General features: G+C 73.8%; 8 protein-coding genes. 2 read left to right on the top strand and 6 right to left on the bottom strand.

Annotated features, from left to right (window positions below; translation table 11 throughout):
• The first annotated feature begins 78 nt into the window (after nucleotides 1-78).
• A complete protein-coding gene (locus ABZW14_RS09520) occupies nucleotides 79-5877 on the top strand; it encodes a TIR domain-containing protein (RefSeq protein ID WP_355342511.1) in 5799 nt (1932 codons plus the stop codon).
• Nucleotides 5878-5928: 51 nt separating this feature from the next.
• Here the strand turns inward: ABZW14_RS09520 and ABZW14_RS09515 are convergent, their stop codons facing one another.
• Nucleotides 5929-7914: a M14 family zinc carboxypeptidase gene (locus ABZW14_RS09515; protein WP_355342508.1), complete on the bottom strand. Its 1986-nt coding sequence runs from the start codon at nucleotides 7912-7914 to the stop codon at nucleotides 5929-5931.
• A gap of 222 nt (nucleotides 7915-8136) precedes the next feature.
• Here ABZW14_RS09515 and ABZW14_RS09510 point away from each other — a divergent pair, with 222 nt between their 5' ends.
• Complete coding sequence (locus ABZW14_RS09510) at nucleotides 8137-17811, top strand: hypothetical protein (protein ID WP_355342505.1); 9675 nt, start codon at nucleotides 8137-8139, stop codon at nucleotides 17809-17811.
• Nucleotides 17812-17863: 52 nt separating this feature from the next.
• Here the strand turns inward: ABZW14_RS09510 and ABZW14_RS09505 are convergent, their stop codons facing one another.
• The 5 genes from ABZW14_RS09505 to ABZW14_RS09485 all read right to left on the bottom strand — a co-directional run bounded on the left by ABZW14_RS09505 (nucleotide 17864) and on the right by ABZW14_RS09485 (nucleotide 22758).
• A complete protein-coding gene (locus ABZW14_RS09505; protein WP_355342502.1) occupies nucleotides 17864-18703 on the bottom strand; it encodes a PhzF family phenazine biosynthesis isomerase in 840 nt (279 codons plus the stop codon).
• A 16-nt stretch (nucleotides 18704-18719) separates the two neighbouring features.
• Nucleotides 18720-19238, bottom strand: coding sequence for a GNAT family N-acetyltransferase (locus tag ABZW14_RS09500; protein WP_355342499.1), 519 nt, complete (start codon nucleotides 19236-19238; stop codon nucleotides 18720-18722).
• 95 nt (nucleotides 19239-19333) lie between these two features.
• On the bottom strand, nucleotides 19334-20575 hold the full coding sequence (locus tag ABZW14_RS09495; RefSeq protein ID WP_355342496.1) for a family 16 glycosylhydrolase: 1242 nt from the start codon (nucleotides 20573-20575) through the stop codon (nucleotides 19334-19336).
• Between the two features lie 333 nt (nucleotides 20576-20908).
• Complete coding sequence (locus ABZW14_RS09490; protein WP_355342493.1) at nucleotides 20909-22186, bottom strand: MFS transporter; 1278 nt, start codon at nucleotides 22184-22186, stop codon at nucleotides 20909-20911.
• Nucleotides 22183-22758, bottom strand: coding sequence for a helix-turn-helix domain-containing protein (locus ABZW14_RS09485; RefSeq protein WP_355342491.1), 576 nt, complete (start codon nucleotides 22756-22758; stop codon nucleotides 22183-22185). The genes ABZW14_RS09490 and ABZW14_RS09485 overlap by 4 nt, the downstream gene beginning before the upstream one ends.
• Nucleotides 22759-22789: the final 31 nt, after the last annotated feature.

Below are 22789 nucleotides of genomic sequence, written 5' to 3'. Positions count from 1 at the left end.
CCGGACCGGCCCGACGCGGCCCGCGCAGCGGCTGCCGAGGGTGTCCACGGATTGACCGTCAGTGGCCATAATGATCCTGTGGCTGTAGGCGCGCACCCGACCCGGTCCGACCGCCCCATCGACTTCTTCATCAGCTATTCGCCGGCCGACGAGCGCTGGGCGACCTGGCTCGCGTGGGAGTTCGAAGCGGCCGGCTACCGCACCCTGCTCCAGGCGTGGGACTTCGTGGCCGGCACCAACTTCATCGACTTCATGGACCGCGGGGTCCGCGAGGCCGAGGTGGTGGTGGCGGTGCTGTCCGAACGCTACCTGCACTCGACCTACGGCAAGCTGGAATGGCAGGCCGCGCTGCGCGCCGACCCGGACGGCACGGGCAACAAGCTGGTCACGGTGCGGGTCGAGGACTGCCCCATCGACGGGCTGCTCGCCACCATCACCTACGTCGACCTGGTCGGCGTGAACGACCCGGCGCAGGCGCGGGGCCGGGTGCTCGACCGGATCCGGGCGGCGCTCGACGGCCGGGCCAAACCGATGCGGCAGCCGGCCTTCCCGCACCATCCCGCCGACCCGGCCGGGGTGCTCGCGGCGCCCGCCGCCGGGGCGCCCGCGCCGCGCCGGGCCCGGCGTACCCCGATCAACCCGCCGCCCTTCCCGCCGGCCGCGGCGGCCGTGCCGACGGCGCGTGGCACCCTGAACGTGCTCCACGTGGCCGGGCCGCGGTTCGGCCGCGGGATGATCGAGCCCGGCGCCCCGGTCACCCCCGGCGAGCTCCAGGAACACCTGATGGGCGACCTCACCCTGCTCATGAACGACGGGGTACCCCGGCCGGACCTGCTGGTGGTGGCCGGCAACCTGACCGAGTCGGGCAGCCCCCGGGAGTTCTCCGACGCGCTGAGCTTCCTCACCGGGCTGCGGGTGCTGCTCGGCCTGGAGCCGCACCGGCTGGTCGTGGTGCCCGGCCCGCGCGACGTCACCATGGCCGCCAGCCGGGCCTACTTCGCCACCTGCGAGGCCGACGACGTCGACCCGCAGCCGCCCTACTGGCCGAAGTGGCGGCACTACGCGCGCCTGTTCGACGAGCTCTACCAGGGCCTCGACGACCGGATCTTCGACAGTGAGCAGCCGTGGACCCTCTTCCCGGTGCCGGACCTCCGGGTGGTGGTGGCCGGCCTCAACTCCACCGTCGCGATCACCCACCGCGAGGAGGACCGGTACGGCTTCCTCGGCGAGGCCCAGTCCACCTGGTTCGCCCAGCGGCTGCGCCACTACCAGCAGTCCGGCTGGCTGCGGGTCGGCGCCATGGCGCACGCCCCCGGCCCGCGCACCCCGTACGCCGACGAGGTGGCCGTGCCCGACCGGGTGTCGCTGCGCGACCGCGGCTCGTTCAACCGGCTGGTCGGCCCGATGCTCAACCTGCTGCTCGCCGATGCCGCGCCCGGCCCCCGGGTCGACCCGGTGGTGCCGCTGGCCGCCGCCTCCCGGGACGGCCGGGCCCAGGTGCTCCAGCTCGGCGCCGACGGGATGACCCGCTGGGTGCTCGGCCGCGACGACCGGCACGAGGTGGGCGAACCGACCCGGCTGAGCTGGCCGCGCGCCGAGGCCACGTTCGGCGCGGCCGGTCCGGCCCAGGTGCCCGACCCCCGGCAGCCCACCATCGTCGAGGGGCCCACCCAGGGCCCCGCCGCCGACCCGCCGGCCGGCACCCCGGCCGTGTCCCCGCCCCCGCCGCTGGACCGCCTGCTCGACCGGCTCGCCGAGGTGTGCGAGGCCCGCCACGACCGGGTGGTGGTCCGCCGGGTCGAGGCCGACCCGCCCCACCTCTACATCACCTACCGCGCCGACGGGGTGGTCCGGCAGCAGCGGGTCGGTGCGCACGTGGGCACCCCGGCCCCCGCCGACGTCGACGCCTTCGCCCGGCGGGTGCACGCCACCGATCCGGACATCCCCTCGGAGCTCGTCTACGACGGCGACCGGGTGCCGCGCGGGCTGGCCGAGGCGGCCCAGCGGCGCGGCGTGCGGCTGCTGCACCTGACCGAGTTCCAGGGCCTGCTCGACCTGCGCGACTACGTCGCCGCGCAGACCGCCCGGCTCCAGGCCGACCGGCTCTACCCGCCCGGCCAGTACGTGCCGCAGCGCTATCGGCACCTCGTCGGCGCCGACCAGCGGGTCCGCGAGGACGTGGTGGACGAGCTGCTGGAGCTGATCTCGGCGCCCGACGGCCGGTTCGTGCTGGTGCTCGGCGACTTCGGCCGGGGCAAGACGTTCGCGCTGCGCGAGGTGGCCCGCCGGCTGCCCACCGCCGCCCCCGACCTGATCCCGATCCTGGTGGAGCTGCGCGCACTGGACAAGGCGCACTCGGTCGACGGCCTCGTGGCCGCGCACCTGGCCAACCACGGCGAGCAGGTGATCGACCTCAAGGCGTTCCGTTACATGCTGCGCCAGGGCCGGATCGTGCTGCTCTTCGACGGCTTCGACGAGCTGGTCGCCCGGGTGACCTACGACCGGGCCGCCGACCACCTGGAGACGCTGCTCCAGGCGGCCGAGGGCCACGCGAAGATCGTGGTGAGCAGCCGGACCCAGCACTTCAAGACCAACTCGCAGGTGCTGACCGCCCTCGGCGAGCGGGTGGGCCTGCTGCCGCACCGCCGGGTGCTGGCCATCGAGGACTTCACCCCCGGCCAGATCGAGACCTTCCTGCGGCACCGCTACGGCGGCGACGAGCGGGCCGCCCGCGAGCGGCTCGACCTGCTGGCCGGGGTGAAGGACCTGCTCGGCCTCTCCCGCAATCCGCGGATGCTCGGCTTCATCGCCAACCTCGACGAGGGCCGGCTCGCCGCCGTGGCGGGCGCCGGCGGCACGTTCAGCGCCGCCGCTCTCTACCGGGAGATCCTGGAGTCCTGGCTGGACTTCGAGGAGCGGCGCACCCAGGGCATCCCCGGCGCGCCGGTCAGCCTGCGCCGGCCCGAGCTGTGGCACGCGGTGAGCCGGCTGGCCTTCCAGCTCTGGGAGAGCGGCGAGTCCTACCTGCGCCTGGCCGAGCTGGCCGAGGCCGCCGGCCAGCTCGCCGGGCTGGCCGACTCCCGGCTGTCCGGGCCGCAGGCGATCCACGCCGTGGGCGCCGGCAGCCTGCTGGTCCGCACCGACGACGGGCTGTTCGGGTTCATCCACACCTCGGTGATGGAGTGGCTGGTCGCCGAGGGGGTCGCCGCGCAGCTCAACCGGGGGGAGGAACCGTCCGCCCTGGCGGTGCGCCCGCTGTCCGCGCTGACCGTGGAGTTCCTCGGCGACCTCGCCGACCCGGCCCGCTGCACCGCCTGGACCGCCCGGGTGCTGGGCGACGAGGCGGCCGGCGAGACGGTCCGGGCCAACGCGCTGCGGCTCAGCGCCCGGCTGCGGCTGCCCGACCGGGCCGACCTGCGGGGCGCGGTGCTGCGCGGCGAGGACCTGTCCCACCGGGAGCTTGCCGGCGCGGACCTGACCGGCGCCGACCTCACCGACACCCGGCTGGTCGCCACCAACCTCACCGAGGCGCGGCTGGAGCACGCCCGGCTGCGCGGCGCCCGCCTGGACCAGGCCCGCCTCGCCGGGGCGGACCTGCGCGAGGCGGAGCTGGCCGGCGCCCGGCTGTTCCGCGCCGACCTGCGCGGCGCGCGGATAGCCGGCAGCCGGTGGCACCGGACCGCGCTGATCGACGTGAGCGCCGACGCGGCGCTGCTGCGCGCGCCGGAGCTGCGCGGCGCCGTGGTCGCACCGGGCCGCCCGGTCGCGCCGGGCCTGGCCCCGCCCGCCGTGGGCGTCGCGTACGGCTTCGAGGTGGGCCGGCTGCCGGTGCCGGTGGCGTACAGCCCGGACGGGTCGGTGCTCGCCGTGGGCAGCGACGACGGCGGTGTGCTCATCTGCGACACCGCGGCCGGGCTGCCGGTGCGTACGCTCCAGGGCCACCGTGGCCGGGTCTACGCGGTCCGCTTCGACGCCGCCTCGCACCAACTGGTGACCGGCGCCGCCGACCTGACCGTACGGCTGTGGGACGCCGACCACGGCGACGTGCGGCACGTCATCGAGGACGTCTTCGACGGCTGGGTGTGGCCGCTGCTCACCGACGGCGAGCGGGGCCGGCTCGTGGTCGGCGACGCCGCCGGCGTGGTCCGGCTCTACGACACCCGGACGGCCCGGCTGCGCCACGAGTGGCCCGGCCACGCCGCGCCGATCTGGGGCACCTCGTTCAGCCCGGACGGCCGGCGGGTCGTGGTGGTGGACAGCGCCGGCGTGGTGCAGGGCTGGGACATCCCCTCCGGCCGGCTGGCGTTCGAGGTGCGTGAGCCGGAGGTGGTCTACCGGGTGGTGCACAGCCCCGACGGCCGGCTGCTGGCCGCGGTGGGCCAGCACGGCCGGGTGTGGATCCGCCGGGCCACCGACGGCGAGCTGCTGCGCCAGCCGCGCGGCCACGAGGCCGACGTGTACGCGCTCGACATCCACCCCGACGGCACGCTGATGGCGACCGGCGACACCCACGGGGCGCTGCGGCTCTGGGACCTGGAGACCGGCCGCCCGGTCCGGGTGCTCGGCCGGCAGCGCGGCGCCATCTACAGCGTCCGGTTCAACGACGACGGCAGCCTGCTCGCCACCGCCGCCAGCGACGGGGCGATCCAGCTCTGGGACAGCGACGACGGCCAGCTGCGGCACGAGCTGACCCGGCACCGCGGCTCGGTCTGGCCGGTCGTCTGGCGACCCGACCAGGCGCAGATCGCCACCAGCAGCAACGACGGCACCACCCGGCTGTGGGACGTGCGCTCCGGGCAGCTCCAGCACACGCTGCGGGGGCACGGCCGGCGGGTCACCGCGCTGTCCTTCCGGGACGACGGCGAGGTCCTGGCGGCCTGCGGCAACGACGGCGTGGTCCGGCTCTGGGAGCCGCGCACCGGCCGGCTGGTCCGGCAGCTCGCCAGCCCGGCCGACCGGCTGCTCTCGGCGGTCTTCTGCCCCGGCGAGTCGCTGGTGGCCGCGCCCAGCGGCGACGGCGGCGTGCACCTGTGGAACACCGACACCGGCGCCGACGAGCGGGAGCTCAACGTGGACACCGACCACGTCTGGGCGACCGCGTTCAGCCCCGACGGCGACGCCCTCGCCACCGCCAACGACGACGACACCGTGCGACTGTGGTACCGGCGCACCGGGCGGCACTTCGCCACCCTCACCCCGCACCGGGGCCGGGTACGGGCGATGGCGTTCAGCCCGGACGGCGAGACCATCGCCACCGGCTGCGACGACCAGATCGTCCGGCTCTGGGACGCGGCCACCGCGACCTGCCGGCTCACCCTCGAACACCACACCGACCGGGTGTACGCGGTGTCCTTCAACACCGACGGGACGCTGCTCGCCAGCGCCAGCAACGACGGCGTCGCCGTGGTCTGGGATGCGGTCACCGGCGAGCGGCGCACGGTGCTCACCGAGCACACCGGGCGGCTCTGGTCCTGCGCGTTCAGCCCCAACGGCAACCTGCTCGCCACGGCCGGCGACGACCTGGTCATCCGGCTCTGGGACCCGGGCACCGGCCGGCTGCACGGCACCCTGGCCGCGCACACCCGGCGGGTCTGGACGGTGGCGTTCAGCCCGGACAGCAGCCTGCTGGCCAGCGCCGGCGACGACGGCACCGTGCGGCTGTGGGACGTCGCGGATCCGGAGCACGCGCAGCTGCGGGCCACACTGATCGGCCTGCCGGACGGCTGGGCCGCGGTCAGCCCGGACGGCCGGTACAAGCTGGACGGCGACCCGGGCGGCCAGTTCTGGCACGTCATCGGCACCTGCCGGTTCGAGGTCGGTGAGCTGGACCCGTACCTCACCCAGGTGCGGCGGCTCGCCGTCGATGCGCCGTTCTGACCCGCCGCTCCCGCCACCGTCCGCATCGGACGGTGGCGGGAGCGGCGACGGTCACAGCGACAGCTTCCACCGGTCCAGCGTGCCGGTGTCGCTGACCGCCGCGTCGTACACCTTGAGCTGCCAGGTGCCGTTGGCGACCTCACCGGACAGGTCGACGGGGATCGTCTGGTCGATGTTGTCCGCGCCGCCGCCGGTCCGGTCCCGCAGCACGTACTCGGTGCCGTCCGGCGCCACCAGCGTCAGCACCAGGTCACCGACGTACGGGTGGACGACGTGCACCTCCACCGCGGCGGCGCTCGTGGCGTTGCCCGCACAGGTGTTGACGGTGATCGGGCTGCGTACCTCGGTGAGGTCGGGGATCGGCAGGTCGGTGTCGTTGGCGCCGACGCAGCCGGCCCGGCCGTCGACGTCCAGGCCGAAGGTGGCGGTCCGGGTGGTGCTGGAGCCGGTGCCGGTGACGGACACCCCGTAGCTGGCCGGCGGGGTGCCCGCCGGCACGGAGACCACCATGGTGGAGGTCTGGCCGGAGGTGATCGAGGGCGGGAAGAAGACGGCCGTGGCGCCGGCCGGCAGCCCGCTCGCGCTGAGATCGATCTGCTGCGCGCTGCCGGAGGTGGTCGTCGTGGTGATCGTCGTGCTCACCGAGCCGCCCGCGGTCGCCGACCCGCTGGTGGGGGAGAGGGTCATGCCGAACTGGTTCGGGGCCGGGCAGTAGGTGGCGTCCTTGCCGATCGCCCGGTACGGGCAGTCCGCGTACTCGGAGAAGGTCAGCACGGCCTCACGGTTGGCGGTGGTCGCCTTCGGGATGTCCGAGGCGGGCGGGTAGAAGTTCACCGTCCAGTCGTCCGGGTACAGCTCGAAGGTGTAGGTGAAGATCCGCTCCTGGCCCCACAGCCAGTCGTCGATCGAGCCGTCGGTGACGTACAGGGCGCTGGCCTGTTCCGGCGTGTACCCGTTGGTCGCCGCGAGCTGCCGGCCGAGCGTCTCGTAGGTGGCGTACTCGTCGGCGCTCATGTTGGTGACCGTGGTGGCCTTGGTGTAGCCGAACGGCCAGAGCACCAGTTGGCCGTACGAGTGGAAATCGATCGCGGCCTTGATCCGCTGCTTGCCGCTGGTCGGGTCGCGCCGGCTGAGCACGAAGTCCCGGACCACGGCGGTCTCCGGCGCGGAGAACGCTGCCGTGCCCCGGTAGGTGTCCGAGGAGGGCGACTTCGACGATCCGCCGCAGCAACCCCACTTGTAGCCCCAGTTGCGGTTCAGGTCGGTGCCCACCTCGGTGGTGCCGGCGTTGGGCTGCCGGTTCTTGCGCCAGGACTGGTAGGTGCCGCCGGCGTGGTCGTACTCGGCGCCGTCGGGGTTGACCATCGGCACGATCCAGAACACCCGGCCGTCGACCAGCCGCTTGATCCGCGGGTCGGACCCGTACCCGCCGGTGAGCAGGTCGGCGATGTAGAGCACCTGCTCCACGGTGAGGTGCTCGCGGGCGTGCTGGTTGGCGGTGAACAGGATCTCCGGCTCGCCCTCGTCGGCGGCGACGTTGTCCGAGATCTTCAGGGCCACGATGTCCCGGCCCTCGTACGACTTCCCGAGGACCCGCCGGCTGGCGATCGCCGGGTGGGCCGCGACGACGGCGTCCACCGCGGCGACCGTCTCGGCGTAGTCGTGGTAGGCCGCATCCGAGGACGGGAACGCCATCGTGCCGGGCCCCGAGGCATCCGTGGACAGCGGAATCGTCCGCAGGCCGAGGCGGTGGATCGCGCGTACCTCGGCCGGGGTGGCCCGGACGATCAGGTCGCCGTGCTCGACGTACTCGATCGCGGCGCCGGTCCGGGCGACCGCGTCGACGTCGGTCTTGGACTTCAGATGGGTGACCCGGTATGGCGCGGCCCGGTCGGGGTCGGCCGGGACGGCGGCGCCGGGAGCCGGTCCCGGGCCGGCGGGCGCGCCGGCGGCCGGCGCGGTGATCGCGGTGGCGGCCGCGACCAGGGCGACGCCGGCCATCAGGGCGGTGCGTAGGGCGGTGGTCCGGAACGGCACGGCGCCTCCCGACTGGGTTGGTGGAGGGGTCTGGGCACGGTACGGCGGGCGGCACGTCGGCCCGCGAGCACAGTTTGTTGGGCCGGGTGGCGGCGTGCGCTCGACCGTTCGGTTCAACGCTGTGTCACGAAACCGACACAGTCGTTGTGAGCATGTTCCGCGATCGATGTGCTGGCCGCACCAGCGCCGTCGCGGACGGCCATCGGACGAACGAGGTGGCTCATGGTGGCTCTACGACGGCTGCTCGCCGCGGCCGTCGCGACGGTGCTGACCGCCGCGATGGCTCTGGTGTGGACGGCGGCGCCGGCCCACGCGGACGAGGCGTGGGAGACCGCCCTCAAGGCCCTGATGTCCCGCACCGCCACCTGGGCGGAGGGCGGGATCTCGCGGGTCGGACTGATCGGCCAGCCGTTGCCGCTGCTCGGCGTCAGCCCAGGCGCCCTCGTGGAGGCCGACAAGCTCACCCGCACCGCGTCGGACGCCCTGGCCAGCGACCTGACCAGGAACGACGTGGACCTCGGGGGCGGAACCCGGCTCACCAGTTCGGTCACCACGAGCGGCGGCGACCACCTGCTGGACGTGCTGCTGACCACGAAGCGGGAGGTGTCCGACCGGGACCTCGCGGTCGGCGGCGTGACGCTCGCCAAGGCGGTCTCCGTCACCGGCTGGGCGACGCTGCACCTGCGCGCGCGGCACACCGCGGCGGGCGAGACCTACCTGGTGCGCGACGGGGACACCCCACGCCTCGACATCGACGCGGCGGCCCGGCTCCGCGCCGACCTGGACAAGGCCACCGCCTCGGTCGGCATCCTCGGGGTCACGCTGACCGCCGGCAGCTCCCTCACCGCCCGTACCCACGTCAAGGTCACCCTCACCGACCCGAACGGCGACGGGAAGCTCGCCTTCGACACCGCCGCGGGCGCGGGCACCGGCGAACTCGGCGCGCCCGGCTCCCTCGGCGGCCTGGTGCAGGCGGCGCTCGACAACTCCGGCGGCGGCCGGATCTCCGACACCGAGACCGAGCCGGGCCCCGGCTCCGTGCACGGCGTGGTCAACCTGGGCGCGGCCGCGGCCGGCGACCCCTTCGACCTGCCGGCCGTCGCCGCCACGGTGAAGGTCGACTGGAACGACATCTCGGTCGGCGCGCCGACCGTCACCACCACCGGCCTCGACGAGACGATCGCCAAGTTCCGCAACATGAGCCCGCTGGACCTGGCGTCGGGGCTGGCCCAACTGGCCACCCTGCTCGGCGGCGTGCAGCAGAGCGGCCCGGCCGGGAACCTGAACCTGCCCTTCCTGCGCGGCACCTTCGCGGACGCGGTGAAGGTCAACGAGAAGCTCACCGACTTCCTCAAGAAGTACCTCCACCCCAAGCCGGACGACCCGCAGTTCGACCCGGCCACCGACGACCCGGCGAGAGCCGGGCAGCCGAAGTTCTCCTCCATCCAGGAGCTGGTGGCGCTGCTCGCCGCCGAGGGCCTGCCGGTGGACAACCTCTCGTTCGCCGGCGACAAGCTCGTCTTCCGGGTACGGCTGGAGCGCCAGTCCACGGTGGACGTACCGCTCGACCCGGGCGCGGCCTCGCTCTCCGGCCGCGGCGCCACGTACACCGCCAACGGCTTCAGCGTCGTCGGCGACCGGTTCACCCCGGGTGAGCTCGTCGGCCAGCGGGTGGTGGCCGGCACCTCGGCCGGCACCGTCTCGGCGAACACCGCCACCTCGGTCACCCTCACCGGGAACTGGATCGGCGGCCAGCCCGGCAACGACAGCGTCTGGGTGATCAGCGGCTCCAGCCCGAACACCGGCGCCGTGGAGCTGGCTGGCGCGTTCACCGACCCGGTCGAGGGCGGCAAGAAGGTCGGCCTGCGGGCCGCCAACGCCCAAGCCAGCTTCGCCCGGGTGAAGCCCCGCTACAGCGCCGCCCTCACCCTCGTCCTGGACCTGCGCGACGACCTGGGCAGCCCCGAGAAGAACGCCGACCGGGTGCTGCTGCGGACCGACCCGGCGACGCCGCTGTTCACCGCCGACTTCCCGATCACCACCGGGGTCGACTTCTACGCCACGGCCGGCTTCCTCAAGGTCAAGCTCGGCGGCGACCTCACCGTGGGCCCCGCCACCGCAGGCCGGCGGATGATCCAGGTGAACTTCAAGGAAGCGCAGGACGTCAGCCTCGGCTCGCTCTTCACCCGGCTGAAGTCCGACCCCCTCAACCTGCTGACCGTTTCCTCCTCGGTGAAGACCACCGGCCGGGTCAAGGTCAGCGTCCCCGGCGACACGGGCGCCCTCGGCCAGGGCGTCGGCGTCGACGTGAGCTGGGTCGCCGGCCAGCAGCCCGTCGTGAACACCTCCGGGCTGAGCGGGCTCTTCGCGGTCGACTTCAACCCGGACGATCCGAAGGCGCTCTTCGCCGTCGTGGTCGAGGCGCTGCGGCTGGTCAACGCCGCGCTGTCCCAGCCCGACGACGGCAGCGGACCGTTGAACACCAAGATCCCGCTGCTGGGCCGCTCCGCGCGCCAGTTGCTCGGCGCCGACGAGAGCGGCGTGGGCAAGGACGTCACGTTCGCCGCCGACGGGGCCGACTTCCTGCTCAAGGATGGGACCCGCACCGGGGACGCCGCCTTCGACCCGCGGCTCACCGGCCGGACCGTGGTGATCGGCAGCAAGGCGTACCGGGTGCTGGACCGGGTGGACGGGCAGACGCTGCGGATCGCCGCGGCGGGCACCCCGAAGCCGACCGACGGGACCGCCTACGCGCTGCGGCCGGAGCTGGCCGACGCGCTGGACAAGCTCCTCGCCGCGCCCCCGGACAACCTCCAGGACGCCCTCGACGTGCTGAACAACGCGATCGGTGCGGGCAGCGGCGTCAGCTTCACCGTCGACCAGCGGGAGGGCGGCCCGTTCGTGCGGATCGGGCTGGACTGGAAGCGCAACTTCCACACCGGCGGCCCGCTCGCCTTCGGCTGGGACGACAAGCGGGACCTCATCAGCCTCGACAGCTCCGGCACCTTCAACCTCGACGTGGACGCCAACGCCAAGCTGGGGCTGCTGCTGCCGCTGGAACTGGGCGCCGCGCCGCTGCTGGACCACACCTCCTCGGCCAGCGTCACGGTCTCGGGCGGGATCACCAACGGCGCCATCGCCGCCCGGGTCGGTCCGCTCGCCCTCGACCTGGGCAAGAAGGACACCGACCCGGCCACGGTCAAGGCCAACCTCAGCGTCGGCCTCGGCGGGCTCACCGAGGACGGGCCGATCAGCGGCCTGCTGGGGGTGACCCCGCAGATCACCACCGCGGGCGTCGACTGCGGGGGCGGCACCGGCGGCGCCAACGTGGCGATCTGCGCCCGCGCGCCGTTGTTCGTCAACAACTGCGAGCCGGCCGACGCCACCAACGTGCTCACCTTCACCATGGGCCTGGACCTGGACCCGAACGCCACGCCGCCGAACCTGGACTCTTGCTTCGCCAACCTGGCCATGAAGCTCACCGACTTCAACGTCGGCATCGACGGCTACCTGGCCAAGGTGGAGGAGGCGCTGCGGCTGGCCAGCTTCGACGGCAAGCTGCCCCTGGTCGGCGACGACCTGCAACAGGGCCAGAAGTTCGTCGCCCAGCTGCGCGAGGACGTCAAGGCCGCGATCGGCCCGGTGCTGGCGAACGCGACGCTGGACAGCGCCGGCATGCAGACCGCGCTCAACGACGTGCTGGCGGACCTCGACCCGGGCGTGAGCGCGGTGGTCGGCTGCCGCAGCGGGGTGGCCACCCCCTGCCAGCCGGAGGACTTCCAGTCCATCCGGATCAAGCTGACCGCCTCGCGCGGCGCGCCCTCGGCCGCGGCCGGCTGCACGGACGCGAGCGACAGCGACAAGTGCCTCGGCGTCAACGTCCCGCTCGACCTGGGCATCCCGGGCCTGTCGCTGAAGGCGAAGAAGGGCGCGCCCGACGGCATCCAGGCCAAGCTCGGCTGGAAGCTGCACCTGGACCTGGTCCTCGACCGGGACGAGGGCTTCTACGTACCGACCCACGACGGGGACACCGCCCCCGAGGTGCAGATCGGTGCCACCTTCGACATGACCGGCGATCTGGCCGCACAGCTCGCCTTCATCCAGGTGAACGCCACCAAGCAGGGCACCACGCCGCTGGTACGGGCGTACTTCGGGGTCGACCTGAAGGGGTCGCCGGGGGAGAAGAGCTGCTTCGACCCGGCCGTCGCCGCGGACTGCGCGGCCGACGCCGACGCCAAGCTGACCCTCGCCGAGTTCGCCGACCTCGGCTCCCTGCTCGCCACCGACCTCACCGCCCAGGTGAACATCGACTGGAAGCTGGCCGCGGCGGTCAACACCGGCGACGAGGTGGGCTCCGCCCTGCCCGGCATCAGCGCCCGCTTCGGCCTGAAGTGGGGCCTGGAACACAAGCAGGGCGGGCTGAGCGCCACCGGCGGCGGGGTCACCACCCCGCTCCAGGTGACGTTCACCGACATCGCGCTGGACGCCGGCGCCTTCTTCAGCAAGATCCTCAAGCCGGTGGTGGAGAAGCTCAAGGCGGTCACCGGCCCCCTCCAGCCGGTCATCGACACCCTGTACGCGCCGATCCCGGTGCTGTCGGACCTGTCGAAGGCCACCGGCGGACCGGACATCACCCTGGTCTGGCTCGCCAAGACGTTCAGCACCCTGACCGGCGGGCCGAAACTCGACTTCGTCGACACCGTCCGCGCGGTGATCACCTTCGTGAACCGGATACCGGACTGCGACGAGGGGGCCGGCTGCTCCATCCCGCTCGGCCAGTTCCTGGTCGACCCGGCCAAGGCGCTCACCACCGAGGTGTCGCCGGCGTCGGCGGAGAGCCTGATCAAGCGGGACGACCCGTTCACCAAGGCGAAGACCGCCGCCGAGGTCAAGACGGCGGTGGACGGCGCCGCCGGGGACGACGGCGAGAAGCTGTTCGCCGCGGGCTCCGACGGGAAGTCCAACGCCCAGAAGACCGGTTTCAGCTTCCCGATCTTCGACAACCCGGGTTCGCTGTTCGGGCTGCTCATGGGGCAGGACGTCGAGCTGGTCAGCTTCGACTCCGGGCCGCTGTCGCTCGGGTTCAGCTGGCGGCAGTCCTTCGGCCCGGTCTACGCTCCGCCGCCGGTGCTGGTCACCCTCTCCGGCAGCGCCTCGGTGACCGCCCGGTTCATCGCCGGCCTGGACACCGCGGGCATCCGGCACGCGGTCGAGGCCGCCACCGACGGCACCGCCCTCGACGCGGTCAGCCTCCTCGACGGCCTCTACTTCAAGACCGCCGACAGCACCGGCAAGGCCGTCCCAGTGGTCACCCTCCGTGGCGAGATCGCCGCGGGGGCCGAGGTCAGCGTGCTCATCGTGAAGGCGGGCATCCAGGGCGGCATCCGGCTCACCGTCGGGTTCAGCTGGAACGACCCGAACAACGACGGCAAGTTCCGCACCAGCGAGTTCCTCCAGGCGCTGCTGGTGAACCCGGTCTGCCTCTTCACCACCAGCGGGCAGCTCTCGGTGTTCCTGAAGGTCTACATCACCATCGACCTGTTCCTGTTCTCCAAGACGTTCGACTTCACCCTGGTCGACGCCACCCTGCTGGACTTCCGCGCCCAACCCGACTGCAAACCGAAGCCACCCGAGCTGGGCGGTACGGTCGGGGACACCCTGGTCGTCTTCGCGGGCAAGTTCGGCAAGAAGGAGCAGCGCGGGGACAAGGCGTGGGACAACGGCGCCGGCACCTACACCGGTGACGTGGTGAAGGTGTACGCCGTGCACTTCGCCGACAGCGACGCCGACTTCGACGGCTTCGCGGTGGAGGCGCTCGGGCGCAAGCAGGAGTTCCTCGACCCGAACCTGACCCGGGTGGTCGTCGACGGGCGGGGCTACCAGGTCGCCGACGCGGACAAGGTCTCCCTGTCGGTGCTGCTGCTCGGCGACGGTGACACCGGCGGCGACGGCACGAAGACCTCCGCCTTCGACAAGGAGGCCGTGGTCCTCGGCTCCGACGGCCGGGACCAGATCCGCACCGGCACCGGTCCGGCCTGGGTGGACGGCCGGGGCGGCGACGACGTGATCGTCACCGCCGAGGCGGCCGGCCAGGTCAGCCGGGTGGCCGGCGGCGCCGGGAAGGACACTGTCACCACGGGCGACGGCAACGACGTGGTGGCCGGCGACAGCGACCTCGGCGCCGTGGACCGGCCCGGCACCACCACCGTGCACACCTCGGTGGGGGACAAGAGCCTGACCGGCCTGGTCGACTGGACGAAGCTCACGGCGCCGACCGAGGAGACCACCGGCGCGGACGACCACGTCACCGTCGGGCACGGCGCCAGCACGGTCTACGGCAACGGCGGCGACGACGTCGTCGGCGTGGTCCTCGACGACCGGCCGAACGGGAAGAACCTGCTGGTCGGCGGCCCCGGCGCGGACATCCTCAACGGCGGCAAGGGCGACGACACGATCCACACCTCCGGCAGCGGCGTCCCGGCCGACCCGGACGCGGCCGGCAGCGGCGACGCCGGGCTGGTCAACAAGGTCGACACCGGCGCCGGCCAGGACACCGTGCACGGCAGCGCCGGCACCGACCTGGTCGTGTCCCACTCGGCCAACGGCCAGACCGGCCACCTGTACGGCTACGGCGGCGACGACGTGCTGGTCGGCGGCTACGGCACCGACGAGCTGTTCGGTGGCCCGGACGAGGACTACGTGATCGCCGAGCCGTCCAGCGTCGGCGACCCCGACGGCACCGACGGCTACGGTCCGGCCCGCCAGGTCGTCCACGAGCCGCTGCCGGCCGGCACGCAGTCGCAGACCAAGCTGCTCGTCGGCGGCCTGGGCAGCGACCACGTGGTCGGCGGCGACGGCGGGGCGACCGTCTTCGGCGACCGGCGCCTGATCGCCGAGACCTGCGCCGACGCCACCCTCGCCGGCGACCAGCCGGCCCCGACCGACCAGGGCTCGGCCGACCTCATCCTCGGCGGGGCCGGGGTCGAGGTGGTCACCGCCGGCAGCGGGAACGACCGCGCCGACCTCGGCGGCGGCGACGACCGGGCCTGCGGCCAGCTCGGCGACGACACCCTGCACCTGGGCGGCGGCGACGACCGGGCCTGGGGCGGCCCAGGCGTCGACCAGCTGCACGGCGACGACGGCGTCGACCTGCTCTTCGGCAACACCGGCGACGACGGCCTCTACGGCGGCACCGGCGTCGACACCGCCGAGGGCGACGAGGGCGACGACCAGGTCCTCGGTGGCCCCGACGACGACGTGCTCTACGGCGGCGGACGGGTGGCCGGCGTGGCCGACGGCCGGGACTTCGTCTACGGCGAGGAGGGCGCCGACCGGATCGTCGGGGACAACGGCACCGCGCGGATCGGTGACGTCGGGCCGTACCCGCTGGACCTGGCCGGGGACGTGCCGACGGCCGGAGCCGGGGACGTGCTCTCCGGCGGTCCGGACGCCGACATCGCGTACGGCGGGCTCGGCGACGACCGGATCGACGGCGACGGCGGCGACGACCAGCTGGAGGGCAACAACGGCGCCGACCTGGTCCACGGTGGACTCGGCCGGGACGAGATCGTCGGCGGCTCCGCGCAGGAGCCCGCCGCCGGCACCGGCCGCCCGGACACCGGGGACCAGCTGTTCGGCGACGCCGACGCCGACCTGATCGCCGGGGACAACGCCCGGTTCACGCCGGCCACCGCCGACGCGACCCGGGTCACCCAGGCCCGTGCCGTGCCGTCGCGCAAGGTCACCCTGCTCGACCTCGGGTTCACCCCGGCGGCCGGCACCAGCGGCGGTGACCTGATCTCCGGTGGCGACGCCGACGATGTGATCTTCGGGCAGGGCGGCCCGGACCGGGTGCACGCCGACGCGGGCGCGGACTTCGCCGAGGGTGGCCCCGGCTCCGACTGGGTCGAGGGCGACGCCGGTGACGACGACCTGGTCGGCGGCTCCAGCACCGCGTACGACGGGAGCGGGGCGACCACGACGGGCCAGCCGGACACGGCGGACGCCCTGTTCGGCGGACCCGGCTCGGACGCGGTCGTCGGGGACAACGGCGCGGTGCTCCGCCCGCTCCCCGGCGAGCAGCCCACGGCCGTGACGGTCCGCCTCGCGGCGGACGGCAACCCGTTCGGCCCGCGGATCGTGGTGCTGCTGGACCGGGCGGCGGCCACCGCCAACCGGTACGGCGCGGACCGCATCAGCGGTGGCGACGGCGTCGACACCCTCTGGGGACAGGACGGCGACGACGCGCTGACCGGCGACGGTGACGGCGACTACCTGGAGGGCAACGGCGGCGCGGACGCGCTGCGCGGCGACACCGCCCTCGGCGCGGCGGGCCGGAGCGCGGTGGCCCCGCTGCCCGACCCGGGCTGGCCGGGCGACCCGGGTGCACCGGCCGACCTGGTCGGCGCCGGGGCGCCCGCCGGGCAGGACGACCTCATCGGCGGCAGCGCGGCCGCCGGGTTCCGGGACACCGGGGACGTGGTCGAGGGCAACGGCGCCGACGACGTGCTCCTCGGCGACAACGGCTCGCTGCTGCGCACGGTGACCACGGCCGGCGGCAAGGCGGTCGAGCGGGTCTACACCGAGCGGTACCCGACCGGCGCGGTGCCGGCCGACGCCACGGTGGCCCGGACCCACGACCCGGCGCTGCCCGGCCCGTCCACCCGGTTCTGCACCACGGCACAGGCCACCTGCGAGCCGGCCGGCGCCTACGGCAACGACCAGCTCTACGGCGACGGCGGCAACGACGGGGTCTGGGGCCAGGACGGCGACGACCTGATCCGGGGCGGCGCCGGCGACGACGACCTCTTCGGTGAGCTGGGCGCCGACAGCCTCTACGGCGAGGACGGCCGGGACGCCATCCTCGGTGACCGGGGCGGCGTGGTGAACCAGTTCCTCAACGCCGACGACGTGGCGGCGCTGGGCTTCACCGCGACGCTCTCCTCGGTCCCGCAGGAGTCCTTCACCGGGTTCCGGGCCGGCGGCTACGACCGCCGGGTGGACCTGCTGCACGACACCGACGGGGACGCCTGGATCGGCAGCGCCACCTCGGCGCCCATGCCGTACGCGGGGCAGACCGCCGGTGCGGCCGACCTCATCCGCGGCGGGGCCGGGGCGGACAACATCCACGGCGGCTTCGGCGACGACGTGGCCAACGGCGACAGCGGCGGCGACGAGGTCTTCGGTGGCGAGGGCTCCGACGTGCTCTGGGGCGGCAAGGGCTGCGACCCGGTGCTCGACGCGGCCAACCCGCAGTGCCTGGTGAACGGCGTGTTCAGCGCCGCCGCCCGGGGCGACCAGGACCAGTACGTCGACCACCTGTTCGGCGGCGCGGGCGCCACCAGCGGCCCGGCGGTCACCGCGGTGCTCGGGTCCGACCTGCTGGACTTCCGGCCGCGCGGCTCCTACCCGGACAACTGCGCGGCGGGGGCCTGGCCGGTGGACCTGGCCGCCGGCACGGTCGACCCGTGCCGCTGGTTCGAGGCGACCAACCTGGACAACGACGTCCTCGCCGACAACCAGCACCACCACGGCACCGACTGGATTTACGGCGGCTGGGACCGGGACGTGCTCCAGGGCGACGTGACGCAGAACGGGCCGAACAACGGTGACCGGCTGTTCGACTGGAACGGCGCCTACAACCTGTTCACCCACTGCAACTCGGCGTACGGCGGGTTCAACGACATCCGCCAGCACAGCCCGGCCATGCAGGACTTCCTGACCCGGCTTGCCTGGGCCTCCGGGGCCGGGCGCGACGCCGGCGACGTGACCACGGCGGGCACGTCCGCCTTCCTGGAGCTGTCCTACGTCTACCCGCGGGACAACAAGGACCAGGGGGCGGGGGCGGCGTTCCCGAGCACACCGGGGCACTTCGACACACCGTCCTGCACCGACTGAGCGACGCGTCCGGGGCCAGGCTCTCCCGATGGGGGAGCCGGGCCCCGGCGTGTCAGCCCGGCATGACCACGGCGGTGCCGGTCACCCGGACGCCGCCGGTGGCCGGCACGTCGACCACCAGCAGGCCCGGCCGGCCCAGGTCCGCGCCCTGGTGCAGGTGCAGCGTGGCCGGTGTCTCGATCAGATGATGGGTACGCAGGTAGCCGCCGAACGCCGCGGCTGCCGCACCGGTCGCCGGGTCCTCGACGACGCCGCCCACCGGAAACGGGTTGCGGACGTCGAACCGCGTGCCGGAGGCGCGCCAGACGAGCGCCACCGTGGTCCAGTCCAGGCGGCGCATCAGGTCGCGCAGCCGGTCGAAGTCGTAGGCGAGGGCGGCCAGCCGCTCCCGGGTCGCCGCGCCGAGGATCAGGTGGTGCGCCCCGGCGTACGCGACGCGGGGCGGCAACGACGGGTCCAGGTCCGTCGCGTCCCAGCGGAGGGCGGCGAGCGCCTCGGCCAGGTCCTCCGGCGCCACCGGCGCGTCGGAGGGCGCCACGCTGGTCAGCGTCGCGGTGGGCCGCCCGTCGGCGTCGCGTGCGGTGGCGACCGGGACCACCCCGGCCCGGGTCCGGAAGACCAGGTCGCCGGTGCCGGCGCGCTCGGCGACGGCCACCGCGGAGGCGATTGTCGCGTGACCACAGAACGGCACCTCGGCCTGCGGGCTGAAGTAGCGCACGTCGAACTCGCCGGGGCCACCGGCGGTGAGGAACGCCGTCTCGGAGTAGCCGACGTCGGCGGCGATGGCCTGCATCTCCGGGTCGGTGAGCCGGCCCGCGTCGAGGACCACGCCGGCGGGGTTGCCCGCGGCCGGGTCGGTGGTGAAGGCGGCGTACCGCAGGACTTCCGTCATGGCGCCACCGTACGCGTCAGCGTCCCGTGGGCCCTGTCCACCGGATCTCGCCCTCGTGCCGCACGTCGGTGGGGGTCAGGCCGGCGGCGGTGGCGACGGCGGCGGAGGCCCGGTGCTCCGGGTGGATGTGGGCGACGACGGTGCGCACCTCCTGCCGCCCCAGCCAGCCCACCAGTCCCCGGGCCGCTTCGGTGGCGATGCCCCGCCCCTGCCACGGCGTACCCACCACCCAGGCGATCTCCGCGACGCGATCATGGGCCGGGCCGGTGACGGTCGCCTGGACGGTGCCCACGAGGCGCCCCTCGTCGCGGAGCCGGATCACCCAGTTGCACCAGGAGACGGCCGGGTCGGAGGAGCCGGCGACGAGCCGTTCGTAACGAGCGCGCAGGCCCGCCGGATCGGCCGGCGCACCTCCGATGAACGCGTGCAACTCCGGGTCGCCCAACACGACGGCCATCTCCTCAGCGTGCCCGACGACCAGCGGCACCAGCCCCAGTCGCGAGGTCTCCACGGCTTCCGCCCGAACAACCCCCATACCCACCCCACCTCTTTTCGTCGATCATGAAGTTAGCGGTGTCGGCAAGCGTATTCCGAACCGCTAACTTCATGATCAACACTGGATGGCGGGGGTCAGCGGCGCCACTTCTGGTTGGCGCCGCCGGTGCAGTCCCAGATCTGCAGGCGGGTGCCGTCTGCCGAGCTGGCGCCGGTCGCGTCGAGGCACTTGTTGGCCTGCGGGTTCACGATGTCGCCCGTGCCGCTGAACACCCAGCGCTGGGCGCCGGTGCCGTTGCAGTCCCAGAGCTGCACCTTCGCCCCGTTGGCGGTGGACCCGCTGGCGACGTCGAGGCACTTGCCCAGGGCGCGGACCGAGCCGTCGGCGTTCCAGGTCCACTGCTGGGCGGCGGTGCCGTTGCAGGTCCAGAGCTGGACCGCGGTGCCGTTGGCGGTGTTGGCGCCGGACACGTCCACGCACTTGTTGCCGTAGCCGACGATCTGCCCGCCGGTACCTCCGCCCCCGCCGCCGTTGTCCCAGGCCTGGACCCGGACGTAGTCGATCGTCATGGTCTGCGGGAACGTGGTGCTGCCGTCGGGCGACCCGGGCCAGTTGCCGCCGACCGCGACGTTCATGATCATGAAGAACGGGTGGTCGAAGACCCACCGGTTGCTGCCCGCGTCGGCCGGGGTCTTGCGGGAGTACGCCACGCCGTCCAGATACCAGGTGATCGAGTCGGGCGCCCAGTCGACGGCGTAGGTGTGGAAGGCGTCGGCGAGCGCCTGGCCGTTCGGGAGCGAGGTGGAGCCGCCCAGGCCGTTGCCGCCGGAGTAGCCGGGGCCGTGCAGCGTGCCGTACACGGTGGACGGCTGCTTGCCGACGTTCTCCATGATGTCGATCTCGCCGCTGTTCGGCCAGGGGTTGGTGGCGATGTCGTTGCCGAGCATCCAGAACGCCGGCCAGAGCCCCTGACCGCGCGGGATCTTGATGCGCGCCTCGAAGCGGCCGTACGCCTGGCTGAACGTGCCGTTGGTGAGCAACCGGGCCGAGGTGTACTGGCAGCTTCCGTACCAGCAGGAGAAGCCGGACGGGTTCTCGCGGCGGGCGGTGATGACAAGGTTGCCGTTGCCGTCCAGGGCGGCGTTGCGGGTGCTGTTGGTGTAGTACTGCAACTCGTTGTTGCCCCAGCCGCTGCCCCCGAGGTCGTAGCGCCACCGGCTGGCGTCCGGCGGCGTCCCGGCCGCGCCGTTGAAGTCGTCGGACCAGGTGACCGCGCCGGGCGCGGCCACGGCGGGTGGCGCGGTGACGGTGGTGAGCGCGGCCGTGAGGCCCACGGCCGCGAGGGCCGCGGCGGCGATGGTACGGATCCTGCGCACGGATGCCTCCCTGTTGTTAACAAACTATAAAGATAGGCTTCGATGAAGCTATGAATGAAGTGCGGAGCTGTCAAGAGAGCGCTCCCTGAGTGGGGCGAAAGGTTCCGGAAGCGGAGGAAGTATTGACGTCATGCGATGCGGTTCGGAAGGATCCGTAACCGGAAAACGCCCAGCTCACCGGCGACCCGGTGCGCGCGTTCACGCTGCTGGCGCCTCGTCGCGGCCTGAGCCGCCACGCCGGTCTCCCCGGATGAGCGGTCATCGGGTAGACCGGCGTCGCTCCGGACCGGGTCGGGCCGCCGCGCGTGGTGCCCGGGTCGCGGTGCGGCCGGGTCAGTCCGCCGTAGCGGCGGCGGGCGTGGGGGAGCGGTCCGGCTGCGGCCGATCCGCCGGGGCCGGCCGGCGCAGGTCCCGCCACGGTCCGCCGAGCAGCGGGGTGAGCACCACCAGCAGGTAGCCGGCGCCGATGGTGACCAGGGTCGCCGTGGTGCCGAACCGGTCGGCCGCCAGCCCGGCGCCGAACGCGCCCACGGGCATGGCCGCCCAGGCGCCCGCCCCGATCACTCCGTAAACCCGGGCCCGCATGGTGGCCGGGACGCGTTCCAGCTTGACCGCGCCGATGAGCGGGTTGATGGCGCCGGCGGCGAGGCCGGACACCACGCAGACCGCAGCGATCACCGGCAGCGGCGGCGCGGCGGCGAGCGCCCAGAAAGGCGGGGCTCCGGCGACGGCGAAGGCGGTGACGAAGGTGGCGCGGCGAGGCAGCCGGTGCCCGACGGCGCTGAACACCAGCGAGCCGACCAGGGCGCCGCCGCCCATGGCGCCGACCAGCAGGCCGAAGGCCGCCGCCCCGCCGAGGTCCCGTGTGGCGACCACCGGCATCAGCACGTTGCTCTTGGTCGCGTCGAAGAGGTTGGTGACCAGCACCAGCAGCACCATGGCGCGCAGCAGCGGCTCGCGGGCCAGGAAGCGCAGCCCGGCGGCGAAGTCCCGCCAGTAGCCGGCCGAGGGGACGTCGTGGTCGGCGGACGGCCGCAGGCTCGCCGGCACCAGGATCGCCACCGCCAGCGCCGAGACGGCGAAGGTGGCCGCGTCGACGGCCAGCACCGGCAGCGCGCCGAGCGCGCTGACCAGCAGGCCGGCCACCGGCGCGCCGATCAGGCGGGCGCCGCGCTCGGTGGCCTCGAACCAGCCGATGGCCCGCTCGATCGGCACCCCGGCCGCGGTCGCCGCCTCGGGCAGCAGCGCCGTCCGGGCGGTCTGGCCCGGGGTGTCGAGCAGGCCGCTCGCGAAGACGAGGCCGAGCAGGACCGGGAACGGCAGGCCCACCGTGGCGTGCAGCAGCGGTACGGCGGCGACCGTCACGCCGGAGACCAGGTCCGCCAGCACGCTGGCCCGGCGGTAGCCGATCCGGTCGACGAGGACGCCGCCGAAGGCGCCGCCGAGAACCACCGGGGCGGTGGCGAAGGCGCCGGCCAGACCGGTGGCGGCCGGCGAGCCCGTCTCGGCCAGCACGTAGAGCGGCAGCGCGATCAGGGTGAGCATGTTGCCGGTCAGCGAGACGGTGTGCGCGGTCAGCAGCCCGGCCAGGGGCGCCCACCGCCGAGTCACTGCGGCCCCCGGTAGGCCTGCCAGATCAGCGTCACGGTCCGCGCGTCCGGCCGGTCGGGGTTGCTGCGCGCCTGCCAGCGCTCGCCCAGCTCGGACAGCTCGCGGCGCAGCTCCACCAGCTCGTCGGGAGTGAGGTGGAGGAAACTGTCGCTGCTGGTGGTGCCGCGGACCCACGCCGGGTCGAGGGACGCCTCGGCGTCGAGGTAGGCCTCGAACCGGGCCACGTAGCGCTGGAGGACGGCCCGCCGCAGCAGGTCGGAGGCGAGCCGCCGCTCCGGGTCGTCGAGCATCTCGACCGGCTCCCAGTCGGTGCGCGCGTGCGCGGCCCGCCACCACCGTTCCCGCCGGTTGCGGGCCAGCTCGGGCGCCTCCCGCACGAAGCCGTGCTCGGCCAGCTTGCCCAGGTGGTAGCTGACCGAGCCCACCGCCTCGCCGGTGACGTCGCTCAGCATGCCCACGGTCTGCGGACCCCGGATGCGTAGCTCGCCGAGGAGCCGGATCCGGGTCGGGTGGGCCAGCGCCCGCATGGCCCGGGGGTCGGTGAGGTGCAGGGTGCTCGGCTCGTCCGCCATGCCGTCACGCTAGACCCACAACGACTGATGT

This window comes from Micromonospora sp. NPDC004551 (genome assembly GCF_040609975.1).
Classification (GTDB): domain Bacteria; phylum Actinomycetota; class Actinomycetes; order Mycobacteriales; family Micromonosporaceae; genus Micromonospora.
Note: the sequence above shows the minus strand (reverse complement) of the source record. Positions and strands in the feature narration are given on the sequence as shown.

Coding starts and splice junctions, on each gene's coding strand:
- ABZW14_RS09485 (WP_355342491.1), bottom strand. CDS start 22,758: ATGGCGGACGAGCCGAGCACCCTGCACCTCACCGACCCCCGGGCCATG.
- ABZW14_RS09510 (WP_355342505.1), top strand. CDS start 8,137: ATGGTGGCTCTACGACGGCTGCTCGCCGCGGCCGTCGCGACGGTGCTG.
- ABZW14_RS09505 (WP_355342502.1), bottom strand. CDS start 18,703: ATGACGGAAGTCCTGCGGTACGCCGCCTTCACCACCGACCCGGCCGCG.
- ABZW14_RS09500 (WP_355342499.1), bottom strand. CDS start 19,238: ATGGGGGTTGTTCGGGCGGAAGCCGTGGAGACCTCGCGACTGGGGCTG.